General features: G+C 57.2%; 24 protein-coding genes and 1 pseudogene. 16 read left to right on the top strand and 9 right to left on the bottom strand.

The genetic code is table 11. The features are described 5' to 3' along the window. Positions 1-93 precede the first annotated feature (93 nt). Complete coding sequence (locus C1949_RS16805) at positions 94-657, top strand: MbcA/ParS/Xre antitoxin family protein (RefSeq protein ID WP_133065902.1); 564 nt, start codon at positions 94-96, stop codon at positions 655-657. Between the two features lie 347 nt (positions 658-1,004). On the opposite strand, the gene cadR is transcribed toward C1949_RS16805, so the two are convergent. Then, the gene (gene cadR, locus C1949_RS16800; RefSeq protein ID WP_096005329.1) at positions 1,005-1,439 is read right to left on the bottom strand and encodes a Cd(II)/Pb(II)-responsive transcriptional regulator; all 435 of its coding nucleotides are present in this window, start codon (positions 1,437-1,439) and stop codon (positions 1,005-1,007) included. A 98-nt stretch (positions 1,440-1,537) separates the two neighbouring features. Here cadR and C1949_RS16795 point away from each other — a divergent pair, with 98 nt between their 5' ends. From C1949_RS16795 to C1949_RS16770, 6 genes and pseudogenes are all read left to right on the top strand, one after another. Next, on the top strand, positions 1,538-2,434 hold the full coding sequence (locus C1949_RS16795; RefSeq protein ID WP_096005328.1) for a cation efflux transmembrane domain-containing protein: 897 nt from the start codon (positions 1,538-1,540) through the stop codon (positions 2,432-2,434). Positions 2,435-2,576: 142 nt separating this feature from the next. After that, positions 2,577-3,338: a ZIP family metal transporter gene (locus C1949_RS16790; RefSeq protein ID WP_009686175.1), complete on the top strand. Its 762-nt coding sequence runs from the start codon at positions 2,577-2,579 to the stop codon at positions 3,336-3,338. A gap of 294 nt (positions 3,339-3,632) precedes the next feature. After that, positions 3,633-5,072, top strand: coding sequence for an apolipoprotein N-acyltransferase (lnt, locus tag C1949_RS16785; RefSeq protein WP_133065901.1), 1,440 nt, complete (start codon positions 3,633-3,635; stop codon positions 5,070-5,072). 53 nt (positions 5,073-5,125) lie between these two features. Further along, positions 5,126-5,647, top strand: a complete 522-nt coding sequence (gene lspA / locus C1949_RS16780; protein ID WP_008930575.1) for a signal peptidase II — start codon at positions 5,126-5,128, stop codon at positions 5,645-5,647. A gap of 128 nt (positions 5,648-5,775) precedes the next feature. Beyond that, positions 5,776-6,586: pseudogene (locus C1949_RS16775) on the top strand (ISL3 family transposase); the annotation flags it as partial. A gap of 465 nt (positions 6,587-7,051) precedes the next feature. Next, the gene (locus C1949_RS16770) at positions 7,052-7,810 is read left to right on the top strand and encodes a hypothetical protein (protein ID WP_096005326.1); all 759 of its coding nucleotides are present in this window, start codon (positions 7,052-7,054) and stop codon (positions 7,808-7,810) included. A gap of 83 nt (positions 7,811-7,893) precedes the next feature. Here C1949_RS16770 and C1949_RS16765 read toward each other — a convergent pair whose 3' ends face one another. The 4 genes from C1949_RS16765 to C1949_RS16755 all read right to left on the bottom strand — a co-directional run bounded on the left by C1949_RS16765 (position 7,894) and on the right by C1949_RS16755 (position 12,861). Next, the gene (locus tag C1949_RS16765; protein ID WP_096005325.1) at positions 7,894-10,122 is read right to left on the bottom strand and encodes an anti-phage 6A-MBL system cap2_3 protein; all 2,229 of its coding nucleotides are present in this window, start codon (positions 10,120-10,122) and stop codon (positions 7,894-7,896) included. Continuing rightward, positions 10,122-11,228: an anti-phage 6A-MBL system MBL-fold protein gene (locus C1949_RS16760; protein ID WP_104739585.1), complete on the bottom strand. Its 1,107-nt coding sequence runs from the start codon at positions 11,226-11,228 to the stop codon at positions 10,122-10,124. Before C1949_RS16760 ends, C1949_RS16765 begins: the two co-directional genes overlap by 1 nt. Before the next feature lie 350 nt (positions 11,229-11,578). Beyond that, entirely contained in the window at positions 11,579-11,785 is a 207-nt protein-coding gene (locus C1949_RS19875; protein ID WP_133065900.1) for an antitoxin VbhA family protein, read from the bottom strand. 803 nt (positions 11,786-12,588) lie between these two features. Continuing rightward, the gene (locus C1949_RS16755; protein WP_088276321.1) at positions 12,589-12,861 is read right to left on the bottom strand and encodes a hypothetical protein; all 273 of its coding nucleotides are present in this window, start codon (positions 12,859-12,861) and stop codon (positions 12,589-12,591) included. Positions 12,862-13,394: 533 nt separating this feature from the next. Between C1949_RS16755 and C1949_RS16750 the strand changes: the two genes are divergently transcribed. Beyond that, positions 13,395-13,751: a metalloregulator ArsR/SmtB family transcription factor gene (locus C1949_RS16750; protein WP_088276322.1), complete on the top strand. Its 357-nt coding sequence runs from the start codon at positions 13,395-13,397 to the stop codon at positions 13,749-13,751. A 50-nt stretch (positions 13,752-13,801) separates the two neighbouring features. On the opposite strand, the gene C1949_RS16745 is transcribed toward C1949_RS16750, so the two are convergent. Genes C1949_RS16745 through C1949_RS16730 form a run of 4 tightly spaced genes read right to left on the bottom strand, consistent with a single transcriptional unit; the run spans position 13,802 to position 17,272 of the window. Continuing rightward, on the bottom strand, positions 13,802-14,038 hold the full coding sequence (locus C1949_RS16745; RefSeq protein ID WP_088276323.1) for a thioredoxin family protein: 237 nt from the start codon (positions 14,036-14,038) through the stop codon (positions 13,802-13,804). 15 nt (positions 14,039-14,053) lie between these two features. Next, positions 14,054-15,058 carry a permease gene (locus C1949_RS16740; protein WP_104739584.1) on the bottom strand — a complete coding sequence of 335 codons (1,005 nt, stop codon included), beginning with the start codon at positions 15,056-15,058 and terminating at the stop codon, positions 14,054-14,056. A gap of 9 nt (positions 15,059-15,067) precedes the next feature. Next, entirely contained in the window at positions 15,068-16,147 is a 1,080-nt protein-coding gene (arsB, locus tag C1949_RS16735; RefSeq protein ID WP_104739583.1) for an ACR3 family arsenite efflux transporter, read from the bottom strand. A gap of 51 nt (positions 16,148-16,198) precedes the next feature. After that, positions 16,199-17,272: an ArsO family NAD(P)H-dependent flavin-containing monooxygenase gene (locus C1949_RS16730; RefSeq protein ID WP_104739582.1), complete on the bottom strand. Its 1,074-nt coding sequence runs from the start codon at positions 17,270-17,272 to the stop codon at positions 16,199-16,201. Between the two features lie 116 nt (positions 17,273-17,388). Between C1949_RS16730 and C1949_RS16725 the strand changes: the two genes are divergently transcribed. From C1949_RS16725 to arsJ, 8 genes are all read left to right on the top strand, one after another. Continuing rightward, positions 17,389-17,802 (top strand): arsenate reductase ArsC, encoded by a 414-nt coding sequence (locus tag C1949_RS16725; protein ID WP_104739581.1) that lies wholly within the window; start codon positions 17,389-17,391, stop codon positions 17,800-17,802. Positions 17,803-17,809: 7 nt separating this feature from the next. Then, positions 17,810-18,166, top strand: coding sequence for a metalloregulator ArsR/SmtB family transcription factor (locus C1949_RS16720; protein ID WP_036991825.1), 357 nt, complete (start codon positions 17,810-17,812; stop codon positions 18,164-18,166). Positions 18,167-18,191: 25 nt separating this feature from the next. Then, positions 18,192-18,662: an arsenate reductase ArsC gene (locus C1949_RS16715; protein ID WP_036991824.1), complete on the top strand. Its 471-nt coding sequence runs from the start codon at positions 18,192-18,194 to the stop codon at positions 18,660-18,662. A gap of 14 nt (positions 18,663-18,676) precedes the next feature. Then, positions 18,677-19,387, top strand: coding sequence for an arsenical resistance protein ArsH (arsH, locus tag C1949_RS16710; protein WP_088276330.1), 711 nt, complete (start codon positions 18,677-18,679; stop codon positions 19,385-19,387). An 18-nt stretch (positions 19,388-19,405) separates the two neighbouring features. Continuing rightward, complete coding sequence (locus tag C1949_RS16705) at positions 19,406-19,900, top strand: phosphatase domain-containing putative toxin (protein ID WP_104739580.1); 495 nt, start codon at positions 19,406-19,408, stop codon at positions 19,898-19,900. Positions 19,901-19,907: 7 nt separating this feature from the next. Further along, the gene (locus tag C1949_RS16700) at positions 19,908-20,234 is read left to right on the top strand and encodes a YnfA family protein (RefSeq protein WP_104739579.1); all 327 of its coding nucleotides are present in this window, start codon (positions 19,908-19,910) and stop codon (positions 20,232-20,234) included. A 24-nt stretch (positions 20,235-20,258) separates the two neighbouring features. Continuing rightward, complete coding sequence (locus tag C1949_RS16695; protein ID WP_104739578.1) at positions 20,259-21,263, top strand: ArsJ-associated glyceraldehyde-3-phosphate dehydrogenase; 1,005 nt, start codon at positions 20,259-20,261, stop codon at positions 21,261-21,263. 118 nt (positions 21,264-21,381) lie between these two features. Next, on the top strand, positions 21,382-22,599 hold the full coding sequence (gene arsJ, locus C1949_RS16690; RefSeq protein ID WP_104739577.1) for an organoarsenical effux MFS transporter ArsJ: 1,218 nt from the start codon (positions 21,382-21,384) through the stop codon (positions 22,597-22,599). The last annotated feature ends 54 nt before the right edge of the window (positions 22,600-22,653 follow it).

Here is a 22,653-nt window from a genome sequence, read left to right as displayed (position 1 = left end):
AGGGATCTCCAGATTATTCAATGTGGGCGATGCATGTCGGCAATGTGGTGTCCGCTTCCACGCCTGCCAATGAGATGAACGGAGGTGGTCGCCGTGAGCCTTCGCTATGAGCGAACCCTGAGCATTTTGGAGACCGAGACCTTTCTGCGCGAAATCAGCCGAAATTCCGAGTTACCAGTGCACATCCGAAATCATGCGAAAGACCTGCTTAGGCATTACCCGTCCGCCGATCAGATCTTTTCGCTCGGGCGTTTAGAAGAGAGCTTGGCTCAGGAAAAGGTAGGAAAAGCGGTGCCAACGAGGTTGGTGGGACCCCATCAACCTCTGTTTTGCTCCAGCCTTAACCCCAGTATGAAAGATGAGCGGCTCTCGACACCGTTGGCAGACACTCCATGCGGTGTAAGCCCAGGTAATCAACGAGCAGCGCTGAAGGGCGATGGTTTTTCAGCTGGTCTTGCTGAGGGTACCAGTCACTTGGGTCAGGTTCGTATTCGGGCGGCGGAAGTTTTCAATGATGAGGCAGTCGCTGCCGCCTGGCTTACTGAGCCAAATGTTGTGCTAGGAGAAGAAAGCCCTGAATCGCTTTGTGCTTCAGAGGCTGGGGCGCAACGAGTACTTAAAGCTCTCAATGCGATAGAGTGGGGAGGCGCTGTGTAACTGGAGCGAGTACCTTTCGTTAGTGCAGTGTTTTGCACCGCCAAAAGGTCCACCGCCTCTCGGCTGCTCACGCGTTTCAATCCTTTCATTGTGGCCATCGGCACTCTTCGCCCAGGGTCCTCTATCAGTAATTTCTGGGTATCCGGATTTTTTGGTTGATTGGCTCATATCATGATGACGGAACCAACCATCAGCTCAGCGGATTACCTGGTTGATGACGACTCTTCTTCACGGCCCCTGCAAGTTTGCAGCAACGCCCAGGTTCGCATGCCGAGATACGCAGTGAGGCTTCGCGATCAACACACCATGCATTCACAATGTCACTGCAAGGTCCGGCATGTCTCTGCTCAGTCCTTACGGCCTGAGCTAGCCCTATACAGCTGTTGTTTGCTCTCCTCGCTGATCCCCGTCAGGATGCCGCAGGCATTGATCTCCCGACCCTCGTTGCAACTCGCCCTCAGTGAAACGAGTTGTTGCTCAAGCGCTTGCAAAGCAGTTATCTGCGACCGCACATGAGAGATGTGGTCATCGAGCATGGCGTTGACGGCGGTACAGGGCTGGCGAGGGTCGTCCTGATAGCTCTGTAGCTCGCGAATCTCTGTCAGTGACAGGTCCAGAACTCGGCAGCGGCGGATAAAGGCAAGCCACTCGCCATGCTTCTCGGTATAGACACGGTAACCATTCTCCTGCCGTTCTGGCGGCGGCAACAGGCCCTGCTGCTCATAGAAGCGGATCGTCTGCGTGTCGATACCCGCTATCTGGGCTAACTGACCAATGCGCATCAGGCTTACTCCTCAACGGATCATCTGTCCCATTGACCTTATAGTAGCTATATAGTTTTTAATACTAGCAATCTATGTTGGTTAACTGGAGCCGTATCGTGAGTAAAGCCTGTGGTGGCCCATGTAGCTGCGATGCAACGCCTGCAGCGGATACCGATATGCCGGTCTCCTCCGAAGCGTCAGGGGAATGGGTCAGCGTGTATGCTGTGCCGAAGATGGATTGTCCCTCAGAAGAACGGATGATCCGCTTGGCGCTGAACGGCTTTGATGAGATTCGAACGCTGTCCTTCGACTTGTCGAACCGCCGATTGGAGGTCGTGCATGACGGCGAGGCTGAGCTCATTACCGCGAAACTGGCGACCTTGGGGCTAGGCGCCTCTCTTCAGGAAACCGTCATTGCCGACCCAGAGACGATCAAGGCCGCTGAGAGCTCGGCAGTCTCTGCTACGCAGGAGTCAGGCACTCTGCGCGTGTTGCTCGGTATCAATGCGATCATGTTCGTGGTGGAAATGACTGCTGGCCTGATCGCCCAGTCTACCGGCCTGATCGCTGATTCCCTGGATATGTTTGCCGATGCAGCCGTCTATGGCCTGGCTCTCTATGCCGTAGGGCGCAGTGCGAAAATGCAGGTACGTGCCGCGCATCTGGCAGGGGTACTGCAACTGATTTTGGCTATCGGCGTACTCGTCGAGGTGGTGCGACGCTTTGTTTTCGGTAGTGAGCCTGAATCGCTGATGATGATGGCGATCGCCTTCGTCGCGTTGATCGCCAATACCGGTTGCCTGCTGTTGATATCCAAGCACCGCGAAGGCGGCGCGCATATGAAGGCAAGCTGGATATTCTCGGCCAATGATGTGGTGATCAACATGGGCGTCATCGCCGCCGGTGCCTTGGTCGCCTGGACGGGGTCCAGCTACCCTGACCTGATTATCGGTACCATCGTGGGCCTGATCGTCCTCAACGGCGCTCGGCGCATCCTGGCGCTCAAGGGGTGAGGCTGCACGGTACGCAGCTATCGATGCCTGGGACACTTGATCGAAGTGGCTGTACAAGCGCGCTAGGCCTGAACGACAGCATATAGCGCGAAGGCTCGGAGCCAGCAAGGTAGCGTATCTAGGAATCAACCAAGGAAGGAAGATGATGGATAGTATCTGGCTGGTACTCGGCCTGGCGCTGTTGCCCGCCTTAGGCAATTTTAGTGGTGGGCTCGCTGCGGAGGCCTCCCGAACTACCGGGCGCCGTCTCAATTACGCCCTTCACGGCGCTGCCGGCCTCGTCATTGCGGTGGTGGCGGTTGAAATCATGCCGCGCGTGCTAGAGAACCTCTCAGCCTGGGTAATCGCCCTCGCTTTCGCGCTGGGCGGCATTGCTTACGTAGGTATCGAGAAGCTCGTTGAGAGTCTCCAGAAGCGACAAGGCCAGCAGGGAGAAGGCGGTCAGACGAGTGTCTGGATGATCTATATCGCCGTATCCATCGACCTGTTCAGCGATGGCCTCCTGATCGGGGCGGGGTCGGCGGTCTCACCGTCGGTCGCGATAATCCTGGCGGCGGGTCAGGTTCTCGCCGATGTTCCTGAGGGCTTTGCGACGATCGCCACCATGAAAGATAAAGGAATCCCTCGTAGCAAGCGGATACTGCTCTCTGCTTCCTTCGCGATTCCTGTGCTCTCGGCAGCCGTCTTTGCTTACTTCGTACTCAGGAACCAGCCGGAGGCATTTAAGCTAGCGGCACTGACGTTCACGGCAGGCCTTCTCACGGTCGCTGCCATCGAAGATATGGTCTCCGAGGCTCACGAGAGCGGTGACGATACGCACATCTCACCGCTGGCTTTCATAGGCGGCTTCGTCCTGTTCGTTCTGGTATCAGCGGGCTTGGAAGGGGTGGTATCGCAAAGCTAACGTACTGCTCCCCAACACAGCCACTGTCGTGCTGGCCGAATACGAAGCAGCTCCCAGCTTACGGCGCACCTAGTCGAGTCCAGAAACATTCACTTTGCCACCCTGGCCAGCCGGCCGAATGAATTGACGCAGCTTGATTAAGCGGAGCAAGAAAGCATGAGCCACAGGGTTGATCCTGGATTCGGAGGCGAGAGAGCATTGGGTGATAAGTGCGCGCTACCCTCTAGCCTATACACGGGCGTGCGCTATAAGCCGCTTCTGACAGGGGGGATGGCTCTACTTGCTGGAGGCGCCATGCCGCTTGCCTTTGCCCCTGTGGGCTGGGCATGGCTTGCGGTGATCGCTCTGGCAACATTTTTTGTCCTGACCGCGCAGTCTTCAAGGCGTCAGGCGCTGTGGTCGGCCTACCTCTTTGGCCTTGGCTACTTCGGCGTGGGTGTCTCCTGGGTCTTTATCAGCATTAGCCAGTACGGCAATGGCCCCGTGGTGGCGGTGTTAGTCACGGCGGCCTTTGTCTCGCTGCTCGCCCTCTTTCCATGGGGCGTCGCGTACCTCGTGCGCTGCCTGCGCCCTGAGATGGATGCAATGGCACTCTGGCTAGGGCTACCTGCGGCATGGGTGCTGAGTGAATGGATGCGCACCTGGTTCTTGACCGGCTTTCCCTGGCTCTTCATTGGCTACAGCCAGACCGACACCACACTTGCCACTATCGCTCCCGTCTTTGGCGTGCTTGGCGTGAGTTTACTGGTGGCACTTCTCGCTGGCGGGCTTGCCTGGATTGTCCAGGGGCCAAGCCTGCGCCGTGCTGCGGTAGTCGGTGCCGTGTTAGTCGCTACCCTCGCCGGCTTGCAACTGCTGGATCGTGAATGGACGCAGCCAGCCGCTGACCCGATCGATGTCGTCCTCTTGCAAGGAAACATCGCGCAAGACAAGAAATGGGACCCGAGATACCGGGACATCACACTTGAGCGCTATCAGGCGCTTACCGCGCAGCATCTCGGAGCCGATATCGTGATCTGGCCAGAAGCGGCAATCCCGATGTGGCATGACCAGGCCAAAGCATATCTTGCTGAGCTTGAGGCGTTAGCCGATCAGGCAGGCACATCGTTAATGATTGGCGTCCCGGTACGCGAGGCGGAGGGCCGTACCTACAACGCCGTGGTAAGCCTCTCCGATCCCTCAGGCTTCTACTACAAACGCCACCTGGTGCCCTTCGGTGAATATGTTCCGTTTCGGGATCTTTTGGGGTCGGCCCTCGACGTGCTCGGGGCGCCCATGTCCGACTTCACACCGGGACGGGAAGCGCACGTCCTGAATGCAGCAGGGGTGCCCGTAGGGGCACTCATCTGCTACGAGGCGGTCTTTGGTGCCGAAGTCACTGAGCTTCTGCCCGAAGCGCAGTTACTGGTGAATGTCAGCAACGATGCCTGGTTCGGCAGCTCGCTCGGCCCCCTCCAGCATTTCCAGATGGCACGCATGCGTGCCATCGAAACCGGACGTGACCTTCTTCGAGCCACGAACACCGGTATCACAGCAGCCATCAATCATGAGGGCAAAGTGCTCAAGCGTGCTCCGCAGTTCGAAGTGGCCACCCTCAGCGCCGAAGTGACACCGCGAACTGGCGCGCCCCCTTATGTGCGCTGGCGGGATTGGCCTGTCCTTGGCCTGACCGCACTCGGACTCGGCCTGCTCCTGCTCCGTCGAATTCGTCGGCATCATCGGTTGGGTACATGACGCTTGTTATTTAGCAGCGAGCAAATTCTAGATTGGGTCAGGAGGAAGGGGATATGTCTACTTATGGCAGTCGGCTCGCAGAGAAAGCCCACGAGCCGGGAAAGGCGATGCGCTGGCTGTGGCTCTCGCTCCTGTTACTGTTTGTCGATCAGGCGAGCAAGTACCTTGCCAGCACCATGCTAGCGCATGGTGAAAGCGTGCCTGCCGCACCCTTCTTCAATTGGGTCCACCGCCACAATACGGGGGCGGCCTTCAGCTTTCTCGCGGATGTCGGCGGTTGGCAGCAGCCGCTTTTCATCGGACTGGCCCTGGTTATCTCGATATTACTGGTGTACTGGCTTTGGCGTTCACCACGCGTACTGAGTTATCGGCTCGCCCTCAGTGCGATCCTCGGCGGCGCGTTGGGCAATGTCGCAGATCGCTTGCGGTTAGGCTACGTAGAGGATTTTCTCGATTTTCACTATGCCCAGTGGCACTGGCCATCGTTCAACCTAGCGGACGTATGGATCTTCCTCGGTGTCGCCCTCTTTATTTGGGCGGAAATACGACATCAACCAGGCAGCCGCCGCCGCTGAATCGCCTAGCGTCTTCGCTATCGCATGCTTGACTTCCGGAATAGGCGCGTCCTGGGCCTTGATAAGGCGGCACGCCTTCATGAGCCAGCTGTACGTTCCTGATGCACGACTGCTGCCAAGGGCTCTGCTGCATCCTAACCAATCTGGAAGAGCGCACCCTGCTGGACCTGCTACCCGGTCGTCAGCAAGAGAGGGTGACAAGACGCCTCATGAGCATGGCCAACCGCCACCAGGTCGAGATCGTCAGCATGGACATGTGGAAGCCCTACCGCCGCGCCTTCCAGACGGTGCTGCCACAGGCCCGTATCGTGGTCGATAAGTTCCACGTCGTGCGCATGGCCAACGAGGCCTTAGAGAAGATCCGCAAAGGCCTAAGGAAGGAGTTGAAGCCCAATCAGCGCCGGACCCTCAAAGGTGACCGGAAAATCCTGCTGAAGCGCGCTCACGACGTTTCAGACCGCGAACGGCTCATCATGGAGACCTGGACAGGAGCATTCCCCCCAGCTCTTGGCGGCTTACGAGCACAAGGAGCGCTTCTACCATATCTGGGACTGTACCAATCGGCGTGGTGCCGAACAGGCTCTCGCCACCTGGATTGACAACATCCCTCAGGGGCAGAAGGAGGTTTGGAAGGATCTCGTCAGCGCCGTCAGTGGCTGGCGTGAAGAGATGCTGACCTACTTTGAGACCGACATCCCGATCACCAACGCTTTCACGTAGTCGATAAACCGCCTAGCCAAGGACAAAAACCGTGATGGCCGGGGCTATTCGTTCGAGGTAATGCGAGCCCGGATGCTCTATACCACCAAGCACAAGAAGAAGGCGCCACAAGTCAAGGAATCCCCGTTTCTGGGCAGAGCCACCATGACCTACAACATGGGACTCCCCGAGCCTGAGAAGAACTTCGGTGTCGATCTATCAACCTTCTGGAAGGACTAAGGGTTGGATGGGGCTGGAAGGCCCATCAACCACTTAATCCGGATACCCTAATTTCTCTGGTTGTCGGCGCAAGTTTGAGCTTCTTGGAGGTCGATCAAGCGACCCCGCCCACACCAGGCAGAAGCACTCATTTCCTGATTGTATCCATGCGGCCACTTGACCGACTTTTTCAGTCAGCCGCTCCAGGGCGCAAGCCTTGATACCCCAGGGCTCTATTGGGCAGTCCATGTTTGGCTATCGCTACTAAACCGCACTGCTGTTTGGGCTTAGTGCTTTGGTCACGTTCGGTCGAAAGTCATGTTGAAGCTATGTAGTATTCCGAGGCGGTGTGGACAGGTGGACTGTTCAATACGCACGCTGCCATGCGATTATCAGGTCCTTTATGCTTTGCTCGGTGTGCTTGTGCCGCCGGTCGGTACTAAAGGTTTAGTGACGGAGGAAGTCGCGACACTCACGGAGTGGTATATGGAAGTTTTCAGCCAGTTCGACACATACAGCCTTAAGGCCCGCGTTTTCCCTGCGCTGATATCGGGTCTTCCTTTACTAATCCTATTGTTCATGCTCGTGCCTTGGGATCACCTTGCACTCTCCCAAGTGATCGCAAGCAGCATAGGCTTCGTGCTTATTTTTGCGTTCGCAGACTTGGCCAGGCACAGAGGCAAGAAGCTTCAAGAGCGTCTAGGCACAGGAGAAACGCCGGACCAGTGGCTCAGGGGAAACCGGGATGTCCCGGAAGGCTCGAAGGATCGGTATAGAGGGTTCGTTGCCGAACAGCTTGCGTTGACAGCGCCAACACTTGAGGAGGAGCAAAGCGGTTCGGAACTTTCCGCTGATTTTTACCAGTCCGCTAACGCATGGCTGCGCGAGCAAACACGCGATCACTCTGCATATCCGCTTCTGTTTGCTGAAAACATTACGTATGGTTTTCGACGGAACCTCCTGGGTCTAAAGTCAATCGCGCTGGTGTGTAATTTACTAGTGCTGCTTAGTTGTGCCGGCATACTGTACTTTGAATCAGGTTATTTCGCCGCACTTCCGAATGTGGAAGAAAAGGTCTATATCGCTGTTGCTGCCGCGTTACTGCATTCGGCTTACCTGATGACCGCAGTTAACGAGCTGGCCTTACGAGAGGCCTCTCGGGCCTATGGTCGACAACTAATCTTGAGTTGTGAATCACTGATGCACTCGCACAAGTCCTCCCCTCCCAAAGATGAGTCGGCTTAGGCGTAAGGTTGTTGTGCTAGACCTATTGGCTGGCAAGCTCTGTTCAGTTGAAGAGATATTGCATTTGAGGGACCGGCAACATTTCATTGAGGTTCATGTGTTATAACCCCCTCCACCACCGCATGCTCAGCCCATCCAGTGCGAATCCAGGTGTCGTCTTCGCCGCAGATGGCCATAATGTATGGTCCTCCTAACGAACCTAAATGAGCTTCAAGGTGGGAGAATACTCCTTCATCATCATCGCTGGGTCTTGCAGGCACGGCTCTCGGGTGACTGTGCCATTCACCGAGGTAATGCAAACGTCCCGCTGAGCCAGACGACAGCTCTTCGATCCGAGGTTTGAGGTCCTTCTTGCCTCGGACGAAGTAGGTTGGAGCTTGTTTGCTGTCGGGAGGAGCTGGAAGCGCTGCCACGATATGAACCACATTACGAACGAGGTCGAAAGTGCCTATAAGTACCCCGCCCGTTTCGTTTCCGCCTGCTTCACGGCGAAGCTTTCGCATCGTACTAATGACACCGCTTGTAATAGACACCCGCACGGTGCCTTCTTGATAGCGGTGTACCTGTTGTACAGGAATAACCACTGGTTGGACTGCACCTGTTACGGGCTCCAGTCGCCAGACTTGAAAGCATGCATCTTCGTTCTGGAGCAGTCGCGCTACCTGACCAGCAGCGAGACCGCAAAGGGTTTGAAGCTGCCAAGGAGGCAGAGGTGCTGAAAGGTCCTGACAAGCGTTGGCATAGCGAATTTTATCCAGCCGTGCAGCAGACAAATGTCCTTTCAACTGCGCTTCTGTTGCTACATGCCAGAAGTATTGAGCCTCAATTTCATCAACTCTGACTGCCCGAGATTTGTTTTCTGCAAGCACAACCAGATCGGAACCGTCGGGTCCGAAGAAGGCACTGACTCCTCGCCTTATGGGTTGTTCAGATAGCCAGCCCAGAACAGCTGGTGAGGCGCTGAAGTCGATAGCAATTTCGGAGCTCCTTACAGCAGCGTCCAGCGCATCCGCCTGCTCACCTGGTGCGAACACATTGACAGGAATCGCAGTGTTCCCGCCTTCCTCAAAGACATTATCTAGAGCAAACTGCAACCCCAGCGCCTTTGGATATCCAACCGAGTCGCGTTTGTGAACTTGGCGAACAGTGTTATGTGGCAGAGTGATGTCCCCGTCGACCACTGTCCACGGCCCAATGCCTGAACGGGTCACCATCATAGCCACGTTCGATCCGATAGCACCGGCACCGATTGCTAGTAAAGGGGTGTCTGTCTTATTGGTTGCCCCCGCAAACTGACGGGCTGTTCCTCTATCCAGTCGTTGCACGACGCGCCATGGTTCGAGGGCGATCGACGGCAAATCCGCGTTCTCGGCAGTTCCTAGCAGCTTGTACGTAGTTTGTTTAGTCTTTTGGTCTGTAATGGTGATGTCTAGTCGCTCGCCGAGTTGGGCAAGGCTTTCGCCTAGGGTGTAGCACCATAATTCCAATTGCTCTTCTGGCGCGTCGCGCTCCCGACGCTTTGGTACTGTAAGTACTAGGATAGGTTGCAGCCTGTCCGCGTCTCTCAACTGATCAGGGGCCTGTAGCCAGCCCGTCAAGTCTCTTATTAAATCGAACCCGAGGTTTAAACACAGCTGCTGTAGGGCTCCCAGGTCATAGGGGGTTCTGGCTAATGCACCATGCTGTTGCCCGGGAAGCTGCGGCGCGTAGATCGCAAAATTGTGAGTGGTGAGCTCTCTTTCAGGCTTTTCTTTTGAAAGCCCAAGGATCATTTGGCCTTCATGCTTGTAGGCCTGTTGAATGTACCAAGGGCCATGCATCTCACCTGGAGGGATAATGAGCGTGTGGGAGCTCGCTAGGATTAATGGCTCCAATAGCTGCTCATCATCATGAACGGTGCCGGCCGCCATAGACGAGAACCAGCTACGAAGTCTCTCGACAAGTGCCTGCCCGGTGAGGTTGGTCGACAGATCTGGCCACGCCTCTTCCCATATACATAGGGCTAATCCCCCCGCTTCACGATCAAGGTTGGTATGGACCATGCCTGTCGGAAAGTTCTCGCGTGTTGACAGTACTCGTGGTGGCCAGCTGTCGTCATGCGCCATGAAAGTTAAACGGACGGGCTCTTTATGCTGAATAGGAACTGGGCGTCGCTGCGCCAGCTCAATCTCAAGCTCTATCTCTAACATATCGAATGAGCCGTTTAGACTGACTTGGTTTAGCGTCGCGTAGGGGTGATTTGGAGAGCCGACTAAGTACCGGACAACAGAGCGAGCCAACCGAGATCGAGGTGTGTCAAACGCCTCGCACATTATTGAGCTCCTGCGCGCGGGGCCGCCGTGGAGATGACGACCTTGGCGGTCTGCTTCCGGATCTTGTAACCAGCGCTCGTGATCTCGATTACCAATGGCTCTGGTTTAGTTTTTGTGGGGTGCTCCATAGAAACAATCCATTCGCCGCCCAGTTGATTGGCAACACTTTTGTAGTATGCCGCTGCCTGTCGGTGAGGCGGCTGATCGTCTTCATCACCATCTGGAATGATCTTGGATGTGCTGACTAGCAGCCCACCGGTTTGACCTGCTTCTTCGTACAACCATTTGGAGGTTGCCGTAGGTTCAGTCTTCTCGTCCCCTTTTTCGTCAGATAAAGACTTGTAGCTACAGTGATGGGGGATGTTGTTGATATCCCACTCAAGACGATACTCTCGGTCATGGCGTTGGGTCACCTTCACAATATCGTCGATGACTTCATGGGTGACGTCAGCCGACAGCACCATTTTTGTCTGCTGCTCCTCAACCTCAAACGTAGCCTGCATGAAAAGGGCGTCGTTATTTCGGACACGTACGACATCATCATCACCGCGCTTGCCGAAAGGCGAGTGCACGAAAAACTCCACCCCGTCGTGCTCCAGATTAAACTCTGGACACAAGGTGCCAGCGTCGCTGATCAAGTTGCGGCGCTTGGCCGGATCGATGTCTCGCTCGGTCAGAAAGTCATCCAGCTCTTCAGGCCGAGAAAAAACTCTTATGCCCTCACCGTTGATAAACCGGTGACGGGCTTCTGTGCGAAGGGTGCGGGCTTGACCGGTGACCCCTTGCTCTAGAACAGCATGGGCAGGAACCCAGAGCGTTTGAATCTTGATTCGGTCATCGTCTTGGTATTTCTGCGCGTGGTCTAACCAAAAAACTTCCTTGGCGCGGTGGCAATGATCACGATCTAGGTGAGTAAACGCCACGACGTCGATCACCTTGTCGTCCCCGAGAATTTCGCGTAGCTCCTTTTCGAGGTCGCATCGCTTATCGTCGGCGTCATCGGGGTTGTGCATGTCAGCGAAGTCGAAAAGAATTCGGCGACCGTTGGCTAGTTCAATCAGACAGGTGTCGGCATTGCCGATGGGGAAAAACCTAACGATATGCATCCTGAGGCTCCTCAAAGTAAGTCTTCGTTCGACTGGCCTAAAGCTATTGGGATGCTATCAGGATACTACATGTTGGTGTTTTTTTGTAAAGATAGCACTATAGGTGCTGTTTTGTGTCGCTGGATTGAGGTGATGATTCTCTTCTAACCACAGATGATTTGAGAGATAAAGGCATGCTTTCACCTCCTCGCGCATTGTTGGGAGTCGCGAAGGTTGGGCTTTGGGAGCGCGCTAGAGCATGCGCCATATTAAGGCGCTAAGGGACGTATCAGGGAGCTCGGTCACATTTCGTCGCGCGCCGGGTAGTAGAGTCGCCTCAAGCGAGCGTCGCATTGGTGCAGGCCCGCTTATCAACTCTTGGAAGGTAATGATGCTCCGTGGGCGCTGTATTTCAGTTTCGTTTCGGCTATCAACTGTGCTGAAGACAGGTGGCCGCTAGCGTACTCTTCCATTTTGGCTGCCATGTAACTGCTAACTCTGGCCCCTGATAGCCTGTTGGTCGCATGAACATGAAGTACATTTGCACGGCGTTTCTCAAGGTCGTTGTAATGCGGCATGTGAGGCTCCAGAAATGGCGTTCCAGCTATACATCTTTACTATAACGATACCCAGGGCAGATCAAGGTGGGCCACTGGTCCCGGGTGCCCAGGTGGTGTGGGCTTTGCTGGGCCGAGTGACGGTTACTGCTGGCCCTGCAGGCAACGTCTCCTGACAACCATCCGCAGAGCAAGAGACCGTGCTTTGTTCAAGTATGCCTAATTTGTACTCGTAACTCTGCTGGACTCTTCGCTTCGGTGTCGCTGCCGAAATTGAATATGTTTTGGCCAGCCATGAGTGGCTCCTTCAAGCTTTTTCATAGAGATTACTAGATGGGGCGTTGATCAATGGCTACTTCCAAGTGGCCCAAGGGCCTAGGCGTCCTGGCTGGAAAGCTGGCATTTGCGCGTATTGGGTAATTGCACTGGCTTGATCGCCTGTTCGCATTCGACTTGACTAGTCGTTTGCGTTCGATTTGACCGTCACGCTTTGCGATCGTAACAGGCAAAAATCGGCCAGAAGCGGTCGTTATCGACATGCCGCTTTCAACTCACAGCCAACACACGCCCTGCAAAATTCTAGGACAGGAATCGTTCATATGGATGGAAAGGTAAGCTGGTGATTGCGCATGCTACGACTAGTGCGCATCGCAGCCCGTAATGTGAGCCAAATCCCTTCTAAGGTTGGTCAGGCTGCAACATCTGGGGGCGGCATTTGGCGAACAGGTAATTCCATCAGTTTGCGGTATGTGCGTATGCACATGTAAAGCGCAGAAGAAGGCCAGGCACTGCTCTCTCTGATTGGGGAGCAGTGCCTGTGAAAATTACTTCTTAAGTGCTTGTAGGTAATCTTTCAGGGTCGCCTCGTCGGCAGACTTGACGGTCATACCTTCAGGGCCAGAACCGATGTCGGCGAACTGCTTAGCCGGCTCGCCGGATTTCTTGAACTCTTCTAGCTCCTTGGAGCCTTCACGGAATACCCACAGGCGACCATCTTCAACCTCGGTGACAAAGCCGGGTTTGTCGTATTGGCTAGCGAAAGTGGCGCTGGCAAACAGGCTGGTGAGCAGCATTGCGGTCAGGGTCAGTTTTTTCATCACAAGGTTCCTGCTTGGGTTTAGGTGAAAGCAATCCTAAAGCCCGTTTGATTACGGAAAAGTTACAAGATATGGATATGCGAGTAACCAGATGTTTCGCGATTTATCTGAATCGGATTCTGACCTTGTTGCGGTTACGCCAAAGGAAGTTTGGCTGTAAATCAGTAGGGATGATGCATGGTTCATCCCCTTACTATCCGTAATCGCAGCAGAGTCATGATTGATATTTAGAGATCAAGGCATTCGCGAGATGGGGCAGCGGTGCTTTTGCTGCCTTGATGATTTTGGTTTGATAGGCAAGGGCGTGGCTGGCTAGCCCGTCGGCCGGTCTGCATGTGGAGACTTCGAAAATGTCATCACGCTGTGCGATAAGTCATGCTGGAGTACCAGACTCTTTGCCGGGCATTAGCCTTTCATCGCTAAAGCTGACTGATCTTACCTAAGCAGCATCTCGCCGGATGAGCTCTATCAGGCCCACGACTACCTGAACGTACCAAGATATTCGTACTGAAAAAACTAAGCGCTGAGACCCTATGGCCGACTACCTTACTCCAACCACCGTTTTCAAATGCTTGGCTGATGAAACTCGTATCCGGCTGATGTTGCTTATCACCCGAGAGGAAGAGCTGTGTGTTTGTGAGCTGACCTGTGCACTGAATGAAAGCCAGCCAAAGGTATCCCGTCACCTCGCGCAACTGCGTAATTGCGGCTTGCTTGAAGATCGCAGGCAAGGTCAGTGGGTTTACTACCGCCTGCATCCGCGTCTTCCGGATTGGGTGATTCTGCTTTTGAAGAACACTTTGGCCGCTAATCAACACTGGCTCAGCCCAGATGCTAAACGCCTCGATCTAATGGGTGACCGCCCGCAGCGTCTTGCCGTTTGCTGCTGAGCTTGGCTTCAAGCTGAGTATGCCGATAACCCTGAGTTCAGCGCATTGCGTTAATTGCCCCCGAGCTGTTTCTCAACCTCTTCGGTGCTCAGTACTTTGCCAACCGAGACCACCTTGTTATCAATCACTAGGGCCGGTGTCGACATAACACCGTGGGCGGCGATCTCAGCGAAGTCTGTGACCTTGATGATCTGCGCCTCACGGCCGAGATTGGCCAGGGCGGCCTGAGTGTTTTCGGTCAATGTGATGCACTTCTTACAGCCGGAACCAAGAATTTTGATGATCATGCTGTGCTCCAAAAGTTAGATAAACAGATAGGCAAAGGCGTTAAAAAGGTAACCGATCAGTACAATGCCGACCGTAACGATGCCGACGAACAAGGCCAGTAGCGGTGCCTTGACCACTTTCTTGAGCATGATCAGTGAGGGCAGCGACAGCGCGGTAACGGCCATCATAAAGGCCAGCGCCGTACCCAGGCCGATGCCCTTGCCGACCAGCGCTTCGGCTATCGGCAGGGTGCCAAAGATATCGGCATACATCGGCACGCCGACCAGGGTGGCCAGCGGCACCGACCACCAGTTGTCCTGCCCCAGCAGCGCTTCGATCCAATCAGCGGGAATCCAGTTATGGATTGCCGCCCCGATGCCAACGCCAATCAACACATAGAGCCAAACCCTGCGGAAAATATCGCTGACCTGTGCCCAGGCAAATTGCGCCCGGTCACGCCGCGTCAGTTCTGCCTGGGGTATGTCTAGCACCGGGTTGTGCATGACAAAGGCTTCGACGTATCGCTCCATCTTCGCTCGGCCGATCAGGGTGCCGCCCAGCACCGCCAGCACCAAGCCGATCAGCACGTAGGCGATGGCAATCGACCAGTTGAAGATGCTCGCCAGCAGAATCACCGAGGCCAGGTCCACCAGCGGTGAGGAGATCAGAAAGGCAAATGTCACTCCCAGCGGCAGACCCGAGCTGGTAAACCCGATAAACAGCGGAATCGACGAGCAGGAACAAAACGGTGTGATAGTGCCCAGTAATGCACCGGTCAGTTTGGCCTTGAAGCCACTCATGCCGCCGAGAATCCGCCGCGTGCGTTCGGGTGGGAAATAGCTCTGCACCCAGGAAATGCTGAAGATCAGCACCGCCAGCAGGATAAAGATCTTGATTACGTCATAGATAAAGAAGTGCAGGCTGGCACCGCTTCGGCTGGTCATGTCCAGGCCAAAACCGTCCTCCAGCAGCACGCGCACCAGCCAGGCCAGCCAGTCCATGCGCAGCAGTTGGTCATTGAGCCATCTGAACAGTTCCATAGGGCTTCCTTATCCTTGCGCCGGGGCGCGCTCATACCAGCCCTTGCTGTTATTGACCATGCGTACCAGCCAGAGCATGACCGGCACCTCGATCAGCACACCGACCACCGTGGCCAGCGCCGCGCCGGAGTTGAAGCCGTACAGCGCGATAGCCACGGCTACGGCCAGTTCGAAGAAGTTCGACGCACCGATCATCGCCGCCGGGCCGGCAATATCGTGGCGTACCTTGAGTTGCCGGCACATCCAGTAACCGAGGGCGGCGATAAACAGCGTCTGCAGCAGAATCGGTACCGCCAGCATGGCGATGATTAGCGGCTGCGCGACTATGGTCTGGCCCTGGAAGGAGAACAGCAGCACCAGGGTGGCCAGCAGGGCGAGGATGGAGAACGGGCCGATGCGCGCGAGCACCGCTTGCAACGCCGCGTCACCCCGGCGCAGCAGACGCGCGCGGATAAATTGGGCGATGGCCAGGGGGATGACGATATACATCACCACCGACAGCAGCAGGGTGTCCCACGGCACTGGGATCGACGACACGCCCAGCAGCAGGGCGACGATGGGGGCGAAGGCGAACACCATCACCAAATCGTTGATCGCCACCTGGGTCAGGGTGAAGTTGGCGTTGCCCTTACACAGGTTGCTCCAGACAAACACCATCGCGGTACACGGCGCGGCACCGAGCAGAATCAGCCCGGCCACGTAGCTGTCGATCTGTTCGGCCGGCAGCCAGCCTTCGAACACATAGCGCAGAAACAGCCACGCCAGAAAGGCCATGGTAAACGGCTTGATCAGCCAGTTGATGCTCAGGGTCACGCCCAAGCCGGCGCGCTGCTGGTAGACCTCGCCGATGGCGCGAAAATCGATCTTCATCAGCATGGGGATGATCATCACCCAGATCAGCAATCCCACCGGGATATTGACCTGAGCGATTTCCAGCGCGCCCACCGCCTGCGCTGCCGTCGGCGCATAGAGGCCGAGCAGAGTGCCGCCAATGATGCAGAGAAAAACCCAGAGCGTCAGATAGCGCTCGAAAAAACCCAGAGGGGCACCTGCGGCTTGCTTACCGATGACTTCACACTGACTGGACATTGCTGGTTCCTTGTTGCTGAGTGCCGAGTTTAATGGCACTCGGGTGGTCTGCTATTGATCTGTATCGCCCTGCAGGGCTTCTGCGATTTCATTGACCGTACTGCGCGCGGTGCGGGTGACGCCGATCAGGGTCGCCGAAGCCGCCCCGGTCCACTCGCCATAACCGACCAGCCACAGCTTGGGTTGCTTGCTGGCGCGAGTGTCGTCGACCGTGACCTTGCCATCGGCTTCCAGCACGTCCAGGCATTGCAGATGATCCAATGCTGGGCGAAAGCCGGTGCACCAGATCACCGCATCAACCGCCTCGCGGCGGCCATCGATCCACTCAACACCTTCTTCCGTGAAACGCTGGAACGGCCGTTCGGCCACCAGTACGCCGCGCTCGCGGGCTTCCCGCACCGGCTCGACCATCACGATATCGCCCAGGCCGCCCACCGGCTGGTCGATCACGCGACCTTCCTGTTGGGCCTTCCAGCGTTCGGTGGCGCGCTCGAACAGCACCCGGCCATCGACTTCATCAGGCAGAAAGGCCGGCGGCTCTGGGGTGATCCACAGGGTCTCGGCGACTTTTGATACCTCGGCGAGAATCTGCGCCCCGGAGTTGCCGCCGCCTACCACCAACACGCGCTTGCCGGTAAAGGCCTGCGGGTTGCGGTAATGCGCCGAGTGCAGCTGCTCGCCGGCGAACTCTGCGCTGCCGGGATAGGACGGGATAAACGGCTTGCTCCAGGTGCCGGTGGCGCTGACCAGGGCGCGGCAACGCCATTGCTGGCTGCCGGCCTGCACCACAAACAACTCGCCGTCATGCGTCACCGAATCGACATGTACCGGTCGCACAATCGGCAGCTGATAGCGCGCCTCGTACTGCGCAAGGTAGTCGATTACGGCATCGCGGTGCGGGTAGCCAGGCTCAGGGTTGGGCATCTGCCAGCCGGCAATCGAACTCCAGGTGGCGGGGGAGAACAGCCGCAGCGAATCCCAGCCATGCTGCCAGGCGCCGCCGGGTTGCGCCTGATCATCCAGCAGCAGAAACGACAGCTGGGTGCGCCGTAGAAAGTAGGCTGTGGCCAGCGCGGCCTGGCCGCCGCCGATAATCAGAACATCCACTGGCTCTTGCAGGGTCATGCAATCGCTCCTTGGTTGCTCGCTTGTGGCGAGAGTAGGGTCATCAAGATATTCGGTTTACAAGATATATGGTTTTTAATATATTCGCCAAACCGAATTTTAATGGCGCTGCTGCAATGACATCGAAAACCCGAGTGTTATTTCTCTGCGTGGCCAACTCGGCCCGTTCGCAAATGGCCGAAGCTTTGCTGCGCCATACCGACCCGGATGGCTACGAGGCGTTCAGCGCCGGTACTTTGCCTGATGAGATTGACCGGCGAGCACGCATGGCGCTGGATCAGCTGGGGGTTGCAACCGATAGTCTGCGTAGCAAGTCATTAGATGAGTTTGCTGGTCAGCACTTCGACTACGTCATCACTTTGTGTGACAAGGCTGCTTTCGAGTGCAGCACCTTGCCGGGCGCCGGAGAGTACCTTGCCTGGAATTTTGCAGACCCAGCGACCAGCCAACAGGCCAACGCCTATAAACACACGCTTCACGAGATTCACGAACGCATCAAGCTGTTTGTATTGGTGAAGAGCAAGCGCTGAGGCCCCGATGCTAGAACCCATAAGTCCCACCAGTGTCTTTAAATGCCTGGCCGATGAAACCCGCGTACGCATGACCCTACTTATCGCTGCCGAGGGCGAGTTGTGCGTATGCGAGCTGACCACTGCGCTGGAAGACAGCCAGCCGAAGATTTCTCGTCACCTGGCACAACTGCGCAGTTGCGGCCTGTTGGAGGATCAGCGTCGCGGTCAGTGGGTGTACTACCGCCTACACCCACAGCTGCCCGAGTGGGTGCAGCAGATGCTGAAGGTGGTTGTGCAGGCTAACCAGTCTTGGCTGGCGGTTAATAGCGAAAAGCTGCTGAGCATGCGCAATCGACCCGAGCGGCTAAGCCTCTGCGGTTAGCCTAAGCCTCACATCAAGGAATGCCATGAAAGTCTTGTTTCTCTGCACCGCAAATAGCTGTCGTAGCATCCTTTCCGAGGCGCTATTCAATCACTTGGCTCCAGCCGGCATGCGCGCTTACAGCGCCGGCAGCCAGCCCAAGGGCGAGGTTCATCCTCAGGCTTTGGAGGCCTTGCGCCGCGCAGGTATTTCCACTGAGGGGCTGAACAGCAAGGGCACCGAGGTACACGCCGAACTGGCGCCGGAGTTGGTTATTACCGTGTGCGACAAGGCCGCTGGTGATGCCTGTCCAGTGTTCTTCGGTCCCGCGCTCAAGGCACATTGGGGTTTGGCTGATCCATCCGAATTGGTCGGTACGCCCGCGCAGATCGACGCGGCTTTCGATGCAACCGTGGCGATTATTCAGGCGCGGCTTAATGCTTTTTTTGCGGCCCTGCCGACCACTCTTAACCGCGAGGCTCTGCGGGCCGAGTTGCGCCGTATCGCCAGCCTCTGATGCCAGGAATTGCTATGTACCCTGAACTGCCGAATATCGACCCTGAACTGCTCGATCCGCCCAGCCAGGAGCAACTGGCCAAGCCGGCCCCGCAACACAAACCGCGCATTCTGCTGCTGTACGGTTCCAACCGCGCGCGCTCCTACAGCCGCCTGTTGACCGAGGAGGCCGCGCGCCTGCTGCAGCAGTTCGGTGCCGAAACGCGCATCTTTAACCCCAGTGGCCTGCCGTTGCCGGACGATGCGCCCGAGGATCACCCCAAGGTGCAGGAACTGCGCGAGCTGGTGCTGTGGAGCGAAGGCATGGTTTGGTGCTCACCGGAGCGCCATGGTGCTATGACCGGGGTGTTCAAGTCGCAGATCGACTGGATTCCCCTGAGCATGGGCGCCGTGCGCCCTACCCAGGGCAAGACCCTGGCGCTGATGCAGGTCAGCGGCGGCTCGCAGTCTTTCAATGCGCTGAATCAGATGCGCGTGCTGGGCCGTTGGATGCGCATGTTCACCATCCCCAACCAGTCCTCGGTGGCCAAAGCCTTTCTCGAATTTGACGACGCCGGGCGGATGAAACCTTCGGCTTATTACGACCGCGTGGTCGACGTGATGGAGGAACTGGTCAAGTTCACCCTGTTGCTGCGCGGCCAAACGGACTACCTGGTGGACCGCTACTCCGAGCGCAAGGAATCCGCCGAGCAGCTGTCCAAACGGGTCAATCAGGCTTCCATTTAATTTTCAGGATCAATCAGCATGTCCCATCCCTTTGATGTTCTCAGCATTCCTAATCGTCCCGGCCGCTTGATCTTCACGCCTTGCCCTGGCACCAAGGACAGCAGCATCGACAGCGCTTTGAACACTCTGCAACAGGCTGGCGCCGATGCGGTACTGACCCTGATGCCCTACGCCGAACTGGCGCATAACGCCGCTAGCGATTTGCCGGCGCTGTGCGCCGCGCAAGGTTTGCTTTGGCTGCATCTACCTGTGGCCGATGAGCAGGTGCCGCAGGCGGATTTCGACGCCGCCTGGCCGGCGGTCATGGTGCAGATTGCTGGGCTGCTGGCGGCCGACAAGGCCATTGCCATTCACTGCAAGGGCGGCTCCGGGCGTACCGGGCTGATTGCCGCGCGCATCTTGGTCGAATTGGGTATTGAGCGCAGCGAAGCCGTCAGCCTGGTGCAGACGCTAAGGCCGAAAGCCATTCAGCATCCGGCCCATGCGGACTGGATCGCCCAGTTCGGCAACTGAGGTGAGCATGCTCAACACCCTGGGCCTGTTCGCCCTGACGGCCCTGGCCGAGATTATCGGCTGCTACCTACCGTACCTGTGGCTCAAGCAGGGCAAGAGCATCTGGCTGCTGGTGCCGGCCGCCGCCGCGCTGGCGCTGTTCGCCTGGCTGCTGACCCTGCATCCAACCGCTGCCGGGCGGGTGTATGCCGCTTACGGTGGGGTGTATGTGGCGATGGCAATTATCTGGCTGTGGCTGGTGGACGGCATCCGTCCGACCCATTGGGACCTGCTGGGCGCGGCTGTGGCCATGCTCGGTATGGCGATCATTATGTTTGCGCCGCGTAGCGCCTAATCACTTTGTAGAGGGAATTGGTTTATGGCTATCAAGGTAGGTATCAACGGTTTTGGTCGTATCGGTCGCCTGACGCTGCGCGCTGCCTGGGGCTGGCCGGAACTGGAGTTTGTGCAGATCAACGACCCGGCTGGCGATGCGCCGACCCACGCCCATCTGCTGAATTTCGACTCGGTGCACGGCCGCTGGCAGCATGAGGCGAGCAGCGAAGGCGAGTGCATCCTGATCGACGGCAAGCGCATTCAGGTCACGGCCAACAAGACCATCGCCGATACCGACTGGAGCGGCTGCGATCTGGTGATCGAGGCCAGTGGCAAGATGAAAACCGTCGCAGTGTTGCAGGCCTATCTCGACCAAGGCGTGAAGCGCGTGGTGGTCTGCGCGCCGGTCAAGGAAGCCGGTGCGCTGAATATCGTGATGGGCGTTAACCAGCAGCTGTTCGACCCAGCTGTACACCGCATCGTCACCGCTGCCTCCTGCACCACCAATTGCCTGGCCCCGGTGGTCAAGGTGATTCACGAGAACCTCGGCATCCGCCATGGCTCGATTACCACCATCCACGACCTGACCAACACCCAGAGCATCCTCGATACGCCACACAAGGATCTTCGCCGCGCGCGCGCTTCAGGCATGAGCCTGATCCCCACCAGCACCGGTTCGGCCACGGCAATTGCCGAGATATTCCCTGAGCTGCGCGGCAAGCTGAATGGCCACGCAGTGCGCGTGCCGCTGGCCAACGCCTCGCTGACTGATTGCGTATTCGAAGTCGAGCGCGCCAGTACGGTGGAGGAGGTCAACGCCCTGCTCAAGGCCGCCGCCGACGGTCCGCTGGCAGGCATCCTCGGCTATGAGGAACGGCCGCTGGTATCCATCGACTACCGCACCGACCCACGCTCCTCGATTATCGATGCGCTGTCGACCATGGTGATCAACGGCACCCAGGTGAAGCTCTACGCCTGGTACGACAACGAGTGGGGCTATGCCAATCGTGCCGTGGAGTTGGCACGGATGGTCGGCGCAGCCGGCTGAGAATCGCTCTGCGTATTTGGGAGGGGCTTTAGCCGCGACTTGCCTCAACTGCTGTCGCGGCTAAAGCCCCTCCCACCTAGTTGCACACCACCAGCCAAGTAACCTGAGCAGGATCGATATGCACGCCTTATCCCGCCTAGCCCCAGAAGTGCGCCAATACCTGCTGGTGACCGGCAACTACTGGGCCTTTACCCTCACCGACGGCGCGCTGCGCATGTTGGTGGTGCTGCATTTTCATAGCCTGGGTTACACGCCGCTGCAGATCGCTGCGCTGTTTCTGTTCTATGAGATTTTCGGCGTGGTCACCAATCTGGTCGGCGGCTATCTGGGCGCGCGGCTGGGGCTGAATCGCACCATGAATATCGGCCTGGGTCTGCAGGTGGCGGCCTTGCTGATGCTCACCGTGCCGGCGGCCTGGCTGACGATTCCCTGGGTGATGGGTGCGCAGGCGCTGTCCGGTATCGCCAAAGACCTGAACAAGATGAGTGCCAAGAGCTCGATCAAGTTGCTGGTGCCGGACAGCCAGCAGGGCACGCTGTACAAGTGGGTGGCAATCCTTACCGGCTCGAAAAACGCGCTCAAAGGTGTGGGCTTCTTTATGGGCGGTGCATTGCTGGCGCTGCTCGGTTTCGCCGGCGCGGTCCTGGCCATGGCGGCGGTGCTGGCGTTGATCTGGCTGGCCAGCCTGTTGCTGTTGAAAAAGGATCTGGGCAAGGCGAAAGCCAAGCCGAAGTTTCGCGACATTTTGTCTAAGAGCCGGGCGATCAACATTCTGTCAGCCGCACGCTTGTTCTTATTCGGCGCCCGCGATGTGTGGTTTGTCGTGGCGTTGCCGGTGTACCTGTCCAGTGTGTTTGGCTGGGATTTTTGGATGGTCGGCGGCTTTCTCGCTGCCTGGGTGATCGGCTACGGCATTGTGCAGTCCTTCGCCCCGGCCATCACCGGCAAGGCCAGCGGCCAGTTGCCGGATGGTCGTGCGGCATTCGCTTGGGCGGCCGTGCTGGCTGGGTTGCCCGCCGCAATTGCCCTGGGTCTGAACAGTGATTTGCCGGCGCAGTGGGTCTTGCTCGGCGGGTTGATGGTGTTTGGCGCGCTGTTTGCGGTGAACTCCTCGCTGCACAGCTACCTGATTGTCAGTTACGCCAAGGAAGACGGCGTGTCGCTGGATGTCGGCTTCTATTACATGTCCAACGCCCTCGGCCGGCTGATCGGCACGCTGCTGTCGGGCTGGGTGTATCAGGCCTATGGCTTGGAAGCTTGCCTGTGGGTGTCCTCGACTTTTGTCTTGTTGGCGGCGTTGATCTCCATTGGGCTGCCTCGGCATACCAGTAACTGATCTGCCTTATTCCATTTGGCCAGCACAGCGACCTCATTTGATATGAATCGCCAC

The organism is Halopseudomonas oceani (assembly GCF_002903165.1).
GTDB lineage: Bacteria > Pseudomonadota > Gammaproteobacteria > Pseudomonadales > Pseudomonadaceae > Halopseudomonas > Halopseudomonas oceani.
The sequence above is the reverse complement of the archived record's forward strand: the minus strand, read 5'-3'. Positions and strand labels throughout refer to the sequence as shown.